The 13,921-nt window shown below is 68.3% G+C and carries 7 protein-coding genes; all 7 read right to left on the bottom strand.

Translation table 11 applies throughout. The features are described 5' to 3' along the window. Positions 1-24: 24 nt before the first annotated feature. Positions 25-1,149, bottom strand: a complete 1,125-nt coding sequence (locus AC6LKD_RS04480; protein WP_498115278.1) for a PepSY-associated TM helix domain-containing protein — start codon at positions 1,147-1,149, stop codon at positions 25-27. Then, positions 1,149-3,518, bottom strand: coding sequence for a TonB-dependent siderophore receptor (locus tag AC6LKD_RS04475; RefSeq protein ID WP_498115276.1), 2,370 nt, complete (start codon positions 3,516-3,518; stop codon positions 1,149-1,151). The genes AC6LKD_RS04480 and AC6LKD_RS04475 overlap by 1 nt, the downstream gene beginning before the upstream one ends. Before the next feature lie 117 nt (positions 3,519-3,635). Continuing rightward, on the bottom strand, positions 3,636-4,604 hold the full coding sequence (locus AC6LKD_RS04470; protein ID WP_492275122.1) for a FecR domain-containing protein: 969 nt from the start codon (positions 4,602-4,604) through the stop codon (positions 3,636-3,638). Between the two features lie 3 nt (positions 4,605-4,607). Next, on the bottom strand, positions 4,608-5,108 hold the full coding sequence (locus tag AC6LKD_RS04465) for a sigma-70 family RNA polymerase sigma factor (protein WP_013393794.1): 501 nt from the start codon (positions 5,106-5,108) through the stop codon (positions 4,608-4,610). Positions 5,109-5,267: 159 nt separating this feature from the next. Then, on the bottom strand, positions 5,268-11,996 hold the full coding sequence (locus tag AC6LKD_RS04460) for an autotransporter outer membrane beta-barrel domain-containing protein (RefSeq protein ID WP_498115274.1): 6,729 nt from the start codon (positions 11,994-11,996) through the stop codon (positions 5,268-5,270). Between the two features lie 241 nt (positions 11,997-12,237). Further along, complete coding sequence (locus AC6LKD_RS04455) at positions 12,238-12,513, bottom strand: hypothetical protein (protein WP_498115272.1); 276 nt, start codon at positions 12,511-12,513, stop codon at positions 12,238-12,240. Between the two features lie 82 nt (positions 12,514-12,595). Continuing rightward, positions 12,596-13,921 (bottom strand): MFS transporter, encoded by a 1,326-nt coding sequence (locus AC6LKD_RS04450; protein ID WP_013393797.1) that lies wholly within the window; start codon positions 13,919-13,921, stop codon positions 12,596-12,598.

The following is a 13,921-nucleotide window of genomic DNA, read 5'->3' as shown; positions in this document are numbered from 1 at the left end:
CGTGTTGCGGCGGCGAGGACGACATCAGGATTGTTGAATACCTCGCTGCCCAGGCCTTGACGGGGCATGCCGTCTCAACGACCTCCTGCGCCACCAGAGCCACACCCCGCTGATGCCCAATGTTCCCAGGCCCAGGCCCAGCAATGCCACGACGATTTCGCCCGCAACGCCGCCCAACTCCCCCGTGTGCAGCGGATAAAGCACGGAATTGATCCGCGCGCCCGGATCGAGTTCGTTCCAGCGCTGCGCCGCCAGCACCTTGCCGTCGCGCGGGTCGAGCCAGACGGTGGACCGTCCGTTGGGATGCGGATCGTCCGGCACGCTCATGCGGATGGCCAAGGGCCGGTCGGTGCGCGGGGTGTAAAGAAAGTAGCCTATCGAGCCGTCCGGAAATGCCGCCTGGGCGGCGGCGGCCAGTTCGTCCAGGGACCGAGGCTGGATGGCGCCTGCGGGCTGCGTCGGCAGCTTGGGTGCGACGACCGCGGTCTGGCCGCTGGCCAGCGTGATCCAGCCGCCTATCGGACGCCAGGCCATGTAGGCGCCGCTGGCCATGCACACGGCTAACGCAAGCGCCAGGATGGCGCCGCCGTTGCGGTGCAGGTCGAACAAGGCGCGCAACGTGCCCTTATCGAACGCCATGCGCAAGGACGGCGGCCATTTGCGCGGCCACCAGACGATCAGGCCGGATACCGTCAGGACCAGATAGGCCAGCGCCGTCCAGGCCAGTATGGCTTTGCCGGTCTGTTCCAGCATCAGGGCGCTGTGCAGCTTATAGACCAGGGCGACGATGCCTTCGTCGTCAGCCCTTCTGCCCTGCTCCCGGCCGCTGGTCGGATCCAGATAGACCGTGCCGTCCCAGGCGCCAGCCGCCCTCACCCTGACCTGCATGGTTTCGCCCGGATCGCGCGGCGGACGGAAGGTGAAGGAGGCTTGCGGCCCGAACCCGGCGGCCAGATTGCGGCGCAAGGATTCGAACGATGCCGGCTGGCCGGCGCCTGCGCTTTCGGCCCGGAACAATTCCGGATGCAGCAGTTTGTCCAGCGGCCGGGCAGCCACCAGAAAGGCGCCGCTGAACCCGGAGAGGATCAGGATCCCGCCCAGGCTCAGCGCGACCCAGCGATGGCATAGCAGCCAGATGCGCTTGGGCATCAGTACGCCAGGCGCGCCTGCAGGTAGACCATGCGCGGCGCGCCGACCATGCGGCCGCCGTTGGTGTCGACGTTGCGGGTGTAGTAGCGCCGGTCAAACAGATTGTTCACGCCGACGGCCAGTTCGCTGCCCTTCCATTGCGGCAGTTTGTAGCTGAGCTGCGTGTTCCAGACGCTGAAGCCCGGCACCCGGCCTTCGCTCGCGTCGGCGCTTTCGTCTTCGGTGTTGGCCGTGTCCGAATATTGGCCGCTCTGCGCGGTGGTGTAGAGGTTGAAGGTCCAGTTGTTGCGGGTGTAGCGGCCGCCCAGCGTGCCGGTCTGGCGCGAATAGAACGGCACGTCGTTGCCTTCGAACTCGCCGGATTTCTGGATGGCGCGTACGTAGGTGTAGTTGGCGTAGAGATTCAGGCCGGCGAGCGGTCCGGACTTGTCGAAGTCGTAGTCGATGGCGAATTCGACGCCGTTGTGGGTGGTGGCGCCCAGATTGCGGAACACGGCCGGATTGGTGCCGGGGATCGACAGGATCTGGTTGTCGAAGCGCAGATCGAAGACCGTGAATTCGGTGTGGGTCTGTTCGCCGGAGTAGCGCAGGCCGGCTTCGATGGTCTTGGCGACTTCGGGGCTGAGCGGGTTGGACGCCGACATCGAGTTCAGCTGCGTGTACTGCACCGCGCCGAACGAGGTGTTGTAGTTGGTATAGAGCGTCAGCGCGTCGTCGACCAGGTAGGCCACGTTCAGTGACGGCAGGCCGCGGCTGTTGCGCAGGTCGAACGGTGTGTCGTTGGCGGTGCCGCTGGGCTGGCGGTTGGTGCGGATGTGTTCATAGCGCACGCCGGGCGTCACGCGCCATTTGCCGTAGGCGATGCGGTCGTCCAGGTAGATGGAGTGCGCTTCGGTCTTGTTGTCGAAGACCTGGGCGACGCCGACGCGCTGGCCGGTAGCCAGCGACTCCGAATAGCGCCGGTCCTGGCCGGTTTCGTGGATGTAGCGATAGCCGATGGTCACGTCGTGCGTGGTCGGGCCCCATTCCAGGCGCTGCGTGTAGCGCGGCTCTATGCCCAGCACCTGGTTGTTGCGCGGCTGGTAGTCGTTGCGTCCCGCCGTGGTGTTGATCAGCGAACTCTGGCGCGAGCTGTCGTAGTGATAGACGCGGGCCTCGAACTCCTGGGTGTCCGAGATGGAGTTCAGGTAGCCGATGTCGACCTGGTCGCGCTGGCCTTTCCAGTAGTCGGTGGGATGGGTGTTCTGGAACGGATCATCGCGGTACTGCGCCACGGTCAGGCCGCCGGGCGTCATGGACTTGACGTCGTAGTGCGCGAACTTGCCGTAGATTTCCGAGGTCGGCGTCAGCTCATAGCGCCACTTCAGCGCCACGTCGTTGTAGCGGTCGTGGCTGGCATCGCGCCATTGTTCGCCGTCCATGCCGGAGTACATCAGCGCCACGCCCAGGCCGTTCTCGAACTGCGTGCCCATGAAGCCGGTGTACTGGGTGTTGGTGCCGCCCTGACTGAAGATGTTGTAGCGGGCGGAAGCCTCGGCGGTGAGTCCGGGGGTAGTCGGAATCGAGCGGGTCTTGAAGTTGATCACGCCGCCCACGTTCTGCGGGCCATAGCGCACCGCCCCGCCGCCGCGCACCACGTCGATGGCCTCGATATTGCCCAGGCTGGTCGGCGACATCACCAGGTTCGGCTGGCCGTAAGGGGCCATGGCCATGGGGATGCCGTCCAGCAGCATGGTGGTGCGAAACGAATTGCGCGGATTCAGGCCGCGGATGCCGACATGCAGGCCTACCGAACTGCCGCTGGCGCTGGTGCTGCCGCTGATCTGCACGCCGGGCACGCGGCGCAGCACGTCGGCCACGCTGGTGGCGCCGCTGTTCTGGATTTCGTCGCGCTTGACCAGCGTGCGGGCGCCGCCGAAGGTCTGCACGCTGTTTTCCAGGCCGGTGCCCAGCCAGTCGCCGCTGACCTGGATCGACTCCAGTGTGTTGGCGTTGCCTGCTGGTATGGCCTTGGCCGCGGGGGCCGGCGCGCGCACCACGTACCCCTGGCCGCCCTGCTCCACCGCCACCAGGCCGGTGCCGGACAGCAGCTGGGCCAACCCGGACTCCACGCCGTAGCTGCCATCCAGGCCCTGGGTCCGCAGCCCGCCGGTGTCCTCGGGCCGGAAGGAAAGCGTGATGCCGCCCGCCTTGGCGAAGGCGGAAAGCGCCTGGTCCAAGGGACCTGCCGGGATGCGATAGTCATGCATTGCGGACGGAGCCGCGCTTTGGGCTGCCGCGGGCGGCGCCGCGGCGAACGCGGCCGCCAGGCTCAGCGTCAATCCGGCTAGCCGCAGGACGCGGGTTTGGGTTTGGTCTTCGACTGCCACTTGGTCACATCCCTACAGGTCATCAATGCGCGGTATGCCGGATGAGGCCGGGGGAAAGGGACAACCACGATGCGGCAAAGTTGTAAATAAGTGAAACCTGGACGGACTGGCGACGCGTCAGCGCGTCAGCGTGACCCAGTAGGACGTGCGCGCCACGACGCGCAGGTCCAGCGTCTTGGCCACAACGGCGAGTAGCGCGTCGGTGTCTTGCAGGCGGAACACACCGGACACCCGCAGGCTGCCCACCGCCGGATCGCAACGCACCATGCCGCGCCGGTAGCGCGATACCTCGGCCAGCAGCATGTCCAGTCGCATGTTGTCGGCTTCGATGACGCCGCGCGTCCATCCGGGCGACTCCGATCCGGCGGGCGCGCTGGGCAGGAAGGCATCGGAGGTGAAGCGGACCGACTCGCCGGCGTTGAAGATCCGTTCCGGACTGCCGTTCCTGAGGTTCACGGCGACGCGGTGCTCCAGTACGGCCAGTTCGGTCAGGGCGTCGCCGTCATCCAGTTGCCGCACCACAAAGCGGGTACCCAAGGCGCGCAAGCGGCCCTGGGGCGTCTCCACGATAAAGGGCCGCGCCCTGCCCGACGGGTCGGCGGCCGTGCGCACATAGACTTCGCCGCCGCGCAACTGCAGCAGGCGTGTTTCGTCGGAATAGCGCACGTCCATGGCCGTGTCGGTATTCAGGTGAACCTGGCTGCCGTCGGCCAGGTGCAGATCCTGGCTTTCGCCCACCGCCGTGTGATAGGCGCCCGCCGGCTGCGTATTCATGCGATAGGCCAGCAAGGCGGCGGGCGGCAGCGTCAGCCCCAGCGCTGCCAGGGTGCGCAGCACCGTGCGCCGGCTGACTTGCGGCGCACGCGTCAAGAGCGGCACGCCTACCGAGGCCGGCACGGCGTCGAATTGCTGCATCAGGCGCTGCGCCCGCTGCCAGGCAAGCTCGCGCTCGGGATTGCCATGGCGCCAGCGTTCAAAGGCTGCATGATCGGCCGGCCCGGCCTCGCCGGAGTGCAGGCGCACCAGCCAGCGGGCGGCTTCCCGAATGACCGAGGCATCGATCGGCTTGGATCCTGTCGCGTCCATTTGTCAGGAGTCCAGCATGGTCAGGCAGATTTCGAAGCCTTGGGCCATGTAGCGCTTTACCGTACGGTCGCTCAGGCCGGTGCGCGCGGCGATCTCGACGTAGGTGAGACCTTCCAGCTGCGACAGGACGAACACCTCGCGCGCCTGCGGCGCAAGGTTACCGAGCATGCGGTCCAGCTGTTGCAGCGCCTGCTGCACGCCCAGCAGCATCTCGGGCGTAGCCTCCAATTCCGGCGGCAGCGCGGCCATGGCCTCGAGCCAGGCGCGTTCCAGCGAGCGGCGGCGCCAGTGATCGTTGAGCAGCCCCCGGGCGATGGTCGTCAGATAGGCCCTGGGCTGGCGCAGCGTGCGGACTTCTTCCGGATTGCGCAGCACGCGCAGAAAGGTGTCGTGCGCGAAGTCGGATGCCTCATCGCCATGGCCGAGGCGATGCCGCCACCATTGGCAGAGCCATTCGTAATGGTTTTCGCAGAGTAGCTGTAGCGGCTGTAGGGGGTTGGACATGCTCGAACGCCCCGATAGGCAGCGCGATGACACGGAACGGCGGCCTGCCGGGCGATAGCGCCGGCGGCCAATTGGCCTAAATGATACCAAGAACCGTTCGCAGTATCGAACTGGCGGCAGCGAGCACTCAAGCTTCTTGAAGTCTGCCGCCTTATGCCCTCAGAACGGCACCATCACCTTCAAGGTGCCGCGGTGGCTTTGTATGTGGGACGAAAAGTCGCCGTCGTACTGCAGCCGGAAGTCGATGCCGCCCGCGTTCGACACCTGCAGCCCCGCGCCGACGCGGCCGATGACGTCGTCCATGGGCACCGAGGTCTCGAAGGCGCCCGAGCCGGCCGGCGCGCCCTGCAATTGCGCCTTGACCGTGTATTCGTCCTTGGACAGGAACGACACGCCGCCATACATGTAGGGGCGCATGGTGGCGCCGTTCTTCAGCGCCACTTTGCCGCCCAGCTCCAGCGTCGGCGACAGGGCCATGACGAACTGGTTGCTGCTTTCCACGTCCAGATGCAGGGCGTTGCGGGATTCGCTGTAGCCGGGCATGTGGGTGTAGGACGCGTCCAGGTCCACATAGGGTTTCAGATAAACGTGTTCCGCGGCGTAGGTGCGGGCGATGCGCAGGCGCAAGGCCGCGCCATAGACGTCCAGGTCCGAGTTGGCCGTGCTCTGCATGCCGGGGATGCGGATGCTGCGGTCGATGTCGTACTGGCCATAGCCGCCGCCCAGGGCCGCGGACAAGGTCCAGGGTCCGGTTTCGCGCTTGAGCACCACGCCGGCGTAGCCGCTGTCGCCCTTGCCGCTGACCCGTCCGTCGTCGCCGCTCAGGTGGCTGTTCTGATAGGCGACGGAGCCGCCCAGGAACCAGCCCGGCTTTACCTGGCGCTGGCCGCCGAACTGATAGGTGACGCCATCGAACGAAAAGCCGGAGACCCCGCCGTCGCCATCCTGGTTGGTATTGATGCCGGACACCTGGCCCCAGAGGCAATCCTGCTCGCCGGTCAGCGCGTCGCCGCCCTGGAACGCCGGGCACGACATCATGGCACCGGTAAAACGCGCCATGCTGGCCTGCATCTGTGCGGCGGGCGCCACGGTGACGCCCGCCGACAGGTCCGACAGCCGGTTCGAATAGGTGTCGGCGCTTTCCCTGGAGGCCATGTCCAGCGCCGCGAACAAGGACGCCATGGCGGCATTGCCGCCCAGGTTCCAGGCGCCCTGCATATGCCGCGCCACCGAGCGCTGGTTGGCCGCCAGCTGCATGGACGGCGCGGCGAAGTCGGCCTGCACCGCGCGCACGCGCACGTCCTTGCCGTCCAGCCTGGCGTCGTAGTCGATCACCGGACTGTCTTTGGCCGCGGGGCTGCCCTGGACGTCGCCTTGCAGCGTCGCCACGGTGACTTCGTAATCGGGCAGCAGCGTGATCGGCTGCACATTTACCTGGCCGTCCAGGCGGGTATCGCCCTGCACCACCATGCGCGGGGATTTGAGGTTGGCGAAGTCCACGTCCGCCTGCAGGATGCCGCCGGCTTGCAGATTGAAGTTTCCCGCCACCGTCAGGTTGTCGAACGCGCCGGACCGGCCGATGGCCACCAGGCCCGCGTTGTCGATGTTGGCCTGATAGAGCGTGGCGTCGCTCAGGGTGCCGGTGGCAGCGTTCCAGACATTGCAGGCGATGCCGCCCGCGCCGCTGCCGCATTCGATGTTGCCGAGGACGGTCCCCGCATTGTTGATGGCGAGGTTGGCGCCGGAGGGGCTGGCGAGGAAGCTTGCGGTCTTTGCTTGCTGCAAGGACGCGCCGTCATAGCGCACCGCGCTGCCGCCGGAGCCGGCCGTGATCGTGCCCGCCGTGCCCACGGTCAGCGTGTTCTGCTTGTCTCCCACGATCCAGACGCCATAGGCGCCCGCGCCGCTGCCGCCGCTGACGGCACCGTTGACGGTGACCGCGACCTGCCCCGAGCCCTGCGGCCCCGCGCTTTGCGCAAAGATGCCGGTGGCGCCGGCGCCGGTGGCGGCGATGCTGCCGCTCTGCGTCACCGTGACGTTCCCGCCCGAACCCGTGCTGCCAGCTCCCGCCGTGCTGCCCGCGAAACCGCCGGCGGCGTTGCCGCCGAGCCCGCCCCCGCCGCCGATGGATTGGGCGATCACGCCGTAGGCGTAGTCGCCTTGGGTCGTGATGTTACTGGCGACATTGAGGTTGAGCGTGCCGCCGCTGCCGCTGCCGCCCGTCTGGCCGCTGCCCGGGGTCCAAGCGCCCGAGCCCAGTTGCAGCCCCTTGCTGATGTCGCCCGCGATACCTCCGCCGCCGCCGATGGACTGCGCGATCACGCCATGCGAGCCCGCGCCGCTGGTGCTGATGTGGCCGCCGGCATTCAAGGTCAAGGTCACGGCCCCGCCGTCGCCGGCTGCGCCGCCGCGCCCGCCCAGCGACACGCCGGTCAGGTTGCTGGCGTCGCCCGCGCCGCCCAGGCCGCCGCCGCCGCCGATCGATTGCGCCAGCACGCCATAGGCGCGCGCGCCTTGCGTGGTGGCGGCGATGCCGGTGGCGACGTTAATGGCGCCGCCCGAACCGGCCAAGCCGCCGCTGCCGCCCACCGAGACGCTCATGGAATGGCTGTTTTGCTGCAGCTTGGAGCTGCTGTTGCCCGCGCCCGCCGTGCCACCGCCGCCGCCGATGGACTGCATCGCCAGCGCCGGCGCGTCGTCGCCCGAGGTCTGGACGTTCAGCCATCCGCCCCCGCCGGAGGTCAGGATGCTGCCGCCGTTGCCGGCCACGCCGCCGGTGCCGCCAAACGAGGCGCCGACGGTGATGGTGCCCTGTGCCTGGTCCGAGCCGTCGCCGCCCTGCCCGCCGCCTCCGCCTATGGATTGCAGCAGCACGCCATAGGCGTTGTAGCCCGCAGTCGAAATGCTGTTGCCATGGTCGTCGTCGAAGGAGACGCTCAGGTTGCCGCCGTCGCCGCCGGCGCCGCCGCTGCCGCCCACGCCGATGATGGCGTTGGCCTTGATCTTGCTGCCCGAGGCGCTGGAGGATCCGCCTACCCCGCCGCCCCCGCCTATCGATTGGGCCACCAGACCGTCGGCCCAGTCGCCGGCGGTGGCGATCTTGCCCGCGTAGTTAACGCTGACATTGCCGCCATGGCCGCCCGTGCCGCCGGTACCGCCCACGTCCACGCCGAATTGGTAGGTGCTGTTTTCGTCGTCGAGCCGTTCCTTGTTGTCGCTGTGGTTGCCGATCCGGTCCAGGATGGGATAGGACGAGGCGTCGGCGCCCAACGACCCGCCCAGTCCGCCACCGCCGCCGATCGATTGCAGCAGGACGCCATCGGCGTCGCCGCCTTCGGTGCGGATCGCGCCTTGCAAAGTTGCATTGATGTCGCCGCCCGTGGCGCCCGAGCCCCCGGTGGCGCCCAGGCCCACCTGCAAGCGGGCGGATGGCCGGTCTTCGGCGCTGCCGGCCACGTTCAGCGTGCCACCCTGCGAGGCTCCGCCGCCGCCGCCGATGGACTGCGCCACAATGCCGCGCGAACCCGAGCCCAGCGTGCGGATGGTGTAGTTGGGGTTCAGCGTCACGTCCACCTTGCCGCCGGTCCCGCCTGCCCCGCTAGTGCCGCCCAGGGCCAGGGTCAGCTTGACGTTGGTGGGGCCGCCATGCGTGTAGGCGTTGCTGCTGCCCACCCCGCCATTGCCGCCGCCCCCGCCTATGGATTGCGCCAGCACGCCATTGGCGTAATCGCCATAGGTCACGATGGTGGACACCGGCGGCACGCGTACGCCCGGCGGCGTCAACAGCGATGGGGGCAAGCCGGCATAGGCGCCGTTGGCGTCGCCCAGGCCCACGCTGACCGCGCCGCCGTTGCCGCCGCCGGAGCCGGAGCCGCCCAAGGTCATGCCGGCGGACAGCGAGATCGTGGTTTCATCGCCCAGCACCGTGGACAGCACGGATGAATCGCCGCCGTTGCCGCCGCCTCCGCCTACCGACTGTGCCATCACCGCATGGGAGCCGTCGCCCAGCGTGACGACCGTGGAGCCGTTGCTGAGGTTGACCTGCGTGACGCAGGCTGCATCTCCGGGCGGGCAGGCGTCGCTGCCCGCCCCGCCGCTGCCGCCCACCGCGGCTTCGAAGTTGAACGCCAGCGACGCGCCCTCGCCGGTGGGCACCGCCAGCACCAGATCGCTGGCGCTGGAGCTGCCGCCGTTGCCGCCGCCGCCTCCTATGGTCTGCGCCAGGATGCCGAACGAATCGTTGGGCGCGTAGGTGTCCGGGGCGATGCCCGGGCTGGCGTAGTCCATACCCGTGGCGACATGGGAGCTGCTGAGGTTCACGATGGAGGAATAGCCGGTGCCGCCCGAACCGCCGCTGCCGCCCAGCACCACGGCCGCGTTGAAGCCCACGGTGACGTCGTAGTAGCTGGCATCGCCGCCGTTGCCGCCGCCTCCGCCTATCGATTGGGCCAGGATGCCGGCCGAGTGGGCGCCGCCGGTGCTGATGTTGAGGTTGCTGTAGCCCACCTTGACCTCGGCGGCCTTGCCCCCGCCGCCGCCGCTGCCGCCCAGTTGCAGCGCGGCGAACGAGGCCACGCTGGCGTTCTTGACGCTGCCGCCGGTGCCGCCGCCGCCGCCGACGCTCTGCGCGATGATGCCCGGCGCATAGTTGCCGTGAGTGGCGATGTTCGATGTCGAATACGTCAACGTGCCGTCGCAGCCGCCCTGATTGCTCATGCAGACCGAGCCGCCGTCGCCGCCGCCGCTGGCGCTGCCGCCGATCGCCACCGACACCCCGACCGATGCGGTGAAGGTGTCGCCGCCGTTGCCGCCGCCCCCGCCCACCGACTGGGCCAGCACGCCTGCGCCGAATTGGCCGGCCGTCTGGATAGAACCCAGATCCTGGATGATCACGTTGCCGCCCGCGCCGCCGCCGGCGCCGCCGCCGCCCACGCCCAACACGCCGATACTGTCGCCGCCGCTGCCGCCGCCGCCGCCGATGGACTGGGCCACCATGCCGATGGCGGCGTTGCCGGCCGTCGTGATGGAGCCGGTGTTGCCGAGCACCACCGTGCTGCCGGATGAACCGGTGGCCCCGGCCGAACTGCCGCCCACGCTGAGCAGGCCAGTGGCGCTGCCGGAGGCCCCGCCGCCGCCGCCGATGGACTGGCCGATCATGCCGTGCGAGTTGTAGCCCGACGTGGCGATGGAGCCCGTGTTGTTCAGGGTGACCTGGCTGGCCGCGCCGCCGCCCGCGCCGTCTCCGCCCAGCGAAACCAGTTCGGCCGTGTCCGCGCCGCCCGCGCCGCCGCTGCCGGCGATGGACTGGGCCAGCACGCCGTAGGCGTGGTCGCCGCTGGTCGTGATGGTTCCGCCGGTCGTGGCGGTCACCGTGCCGGCGTTGCCGCCATTACCGCCGTTGCCGCCCTGGCCTCCCAGCACCGAGACGAAGTCGCTGCCGGTGCCGCCGCCGCCGCCGATCGATTGCGCCACGATGCCTGTCGCAAAACTGCCTGTGGTGCTGATGGCGCTGCCGCTCGCGGCTACGACGTTGACAGCGCTGGCGTTGCCGCCAAACCCGCCGCCGCCGCCCTGCCCGGCCAGCGCGGTGCTGTCGGTGCCATCGCCGCCCTGTCCGCCCAGGCTTTGCGCCGCCAGGCCGGGCAGGTTGTCGCCGCGGGTGGCGACGCTGGCGCCCTGATAGAGATTGATGGCGACGCTTCCGCCCGCGCCGCCATTGCCGCCCGAGTGGTCCTTGTCGGGACCCATGCCGCCTTTGCCGCCTATGGCGCGGGCAGCGACGCCCGCGCCTTCGATGGTAGCGCCAGCGGCCGAACCGGCCACATCCAGCAGCACCGAGCCATTGACGTCCACCGTCACCTTCTGGGTCCAGCTGTCCGACGTGCCGCCGCCGTTGCCGCCGTTGTCGCTGTTGTCGGTCGAGGCCGTGCCGTCGCCGCCGATGCTCTGCGCATAGATGCCAAAGACCGTGGCGCTGTCGTAGACCTGCCAGTAGCTGTAGGCCTGGCCCTGGTGCGTCACCTGCACCGTGCCGCCGGTGCCGGCATTGCCGTTGTTGTAGCCGCCCATGCCGCCCACGGAATTCGCGTAGATGGCGGCGCCGTTGGCATAGGTGCGCAGGCGCGCCGCGCTGCTGCCCAGGTTGATGGCGCCGGTATTGCTGACCGTGACCGTGCTGGCGTTGCCGCCATTGCCGCCCACCTGCTCGCCGTATTCCAGCGTCGGGTCGTTCTGGTCGCCGCCCGCCCCGCCCAAGGCGCGGGCATTGATGCCGTATAGGCCCTGGCGCGGCGTGGGCAAGGAACCCGACATCGTCAGGTTGCCGGAGTTGGTCACGGTGACGGTCTGGCCCAGGCCCCCGTGGCCGCCGTTGGAGTCGTTGTTGTCGTTGGCGGGGTCGCCGATCCCGCCGGACGATACCGCCATGATCAGGCTGTTGAAGTTGCTGAGCGCCGTGCCGTTGAGCGCGACGTCGCCGCTGCTGGACACGGTGACGTTGCCGCCGTCACCCGCGGTGCCTTCGTCCACGCCGTCGCCGCCGCGCGATAGGGCCGTGACCACGCCAAGCGGGTTCAGCCGGGTCTGATTCGCGTCGGTGTTGTAACTGCCCGATGAGGTGACGGACACGTCGGGCCCGTTCTGGCCGTCCTTCTCGTCGTTGTGGTCCACCCCGCTATCGCCTTCGCAGATGGCCTGGGCGCTTGGGTAGTTTCCCGACGACACATTCAGCGAAGGGCCGCCGGCACAGGCGTAGCCGGCCTGCGCGCTGCCCGTCGCGCCCCAGGCGCAGGCGCCCAGCGCCGACACCACGGCCAATCGCAGGGTGTTCTGGCGCAGCAGAGGGAAAGGCAGGCCGGGGTTGCGCACGGGGAAAGAGATGGGCTTCATCGATTCGCGGATTCTGTTGGCCTGAGCGCGAAGGCCGCCCGGATGCCCGGGGGCGCGCTCAGTAGTAACTGGCAAAGTTTCGCCACTAGAATCCGCAGGGTGCGCGCTGGGTGCAACTTTTTTTCGACGAATCAGTGGTTTTTTTCGACGAAATCCGCAAAAAAAACCACATCGTTACATTGGGTCCAGGCTTAGGTGTAAGTGAAAGTTAGGCCCCCTGGAGGCGCCGCCGCCCCGCATATCAGGAACGGGTGGAGCCGCTGGCCGACGCCAGCAGCGTCCGCCCTTTCTGCGTCAGGATGACGACCGGTTCGGTATGCGCTTCTTCCCGGTCCCGGGACATGTCGACCAGCCCATTGGCGGTTGCGTCTTCCCAGGCGGACAGACGCGGGCAAGAACTGCGCCAGGCGTCCATGGTCTGCGCATAGGTGCGCGGCCGCTCGGCGATCCAGGCCAGGAATTGCAGCAAGTTGCCGAGCTGGGAGGTGCCGGGCTCGAGTGCTAGGTTGTCGTGCATGATGTGCTCCCGCCATGGCGGCTGTCCATGAACAATACTCCGGCGGGCTCGCCGGAGTCATTCCGCCTGGAGCCGTGCCGGCCTAGACCGCCAGCCTGCGCATCGTCAGCGCGACGACCGCCGTGGCGACGAGCTGCATGCCGGCCACAACGTACAGCCCGGCGGCGACGCCGCCCGTCCATTCCTTGAGCCAGCCCATCATGAAAGGCGTGGCGAAGCCCGCCAGGTTGCCCACCGAATTGATGAAGGCGATGCCGCCGGCCGCGGCGGTGCCGGTCAGGAATGCTGCCGGGATGGCCCAGAACACCGGGAAGGCGCCCAGCACGCCGATGGCGGCGATGCTCAAGGATGCCATCGCCAATACCGGACTGCCGATATAGGCGCCGGTCAAGGACAGGCCCAGCGCGCCGACCAGGGTGGCGCCCGCGCAATGCAGCCGGCGTTCGCGGGTGGAATCGGAATGCATGCCGTTGATCACCATCGCGGCGGTGCCCAGTATGAAGGGAATGGCCGACAGCAACCCGATGTTCAGGGTGCCTTGCACGCCCAGTTCGCGCACGATCGAGGGCATCCAGAACGCCAGCGTCGCGTTGCCGCCGACGATGCAGAAGTAGGCGGCGGTACACAGCCACAACGCCGGCAAGCGCAAGGCCTGAGCGAAGCTGGCGTGCTTGGCGGGATCCAGGCGCTCGCTGTCCAGTTCAGCCGTGAGCGCGGCCTTTTCCGCCGCGCTGAGCCAGCGCGCCTGCTGGGGGCGGTCCGGCAGATACGCCAGCACCACCATCCCGGCGATCACGGACGGAATGCCTTCCAACACGAACAGCCATTGCCAGTTGCGCAGCGGGGCCACGCCGTCCATGCCGCTCATGATGAGACCCGCTATCGGCCCGCCCACGATGCCGGCCAGCCCGAACGACGTCATGAACCAGCCATTGATGCGCCCTCGCCGGCTGGCGGGAATCCAGTACGTCAGATAGAGCATCACCCCGGGGAAAAAGCCGGCTTCGAAGGCGCCGAGCAGAAAGCGCAAGACGTAGAAGGAAGTCGGCGTGGTGACGAATGCCATCGCCATCGACGTCAGGCCCCACATTATGGTGATGCGGGCCAGGGTCTTGCGCGCGCCGATGCGCTGCAGCAGCAGGTTGCTGGGCACCTCGAAGATGAAGTAGCCGATAAAGAAGATGCCCGCCCCCAGGCCGTACACGGCCTCGCTGAAGCGCAGGTCCTGCAGCATCTGCAACTTGGCGAAGCCGACATTGACGCGGTCGATCCATGCCAGCAGGAACAGGAATATCAGGAAAGGGATGAGTCGCCAGGCGACCTTGCGGTGCATCAGGCCTGGATCGGCGGCGGCCGACGCGGCGTCTTGTGGCGGTGCGGAGAGGGGTTGCGGTGAAACAGCATCCAT

This window comes from Achromobacter sp. D7-1 (assembly GCF_059760445.1).
This window is presented reverse-complemented; position numbering and strand designations above follow the sequence as displayed.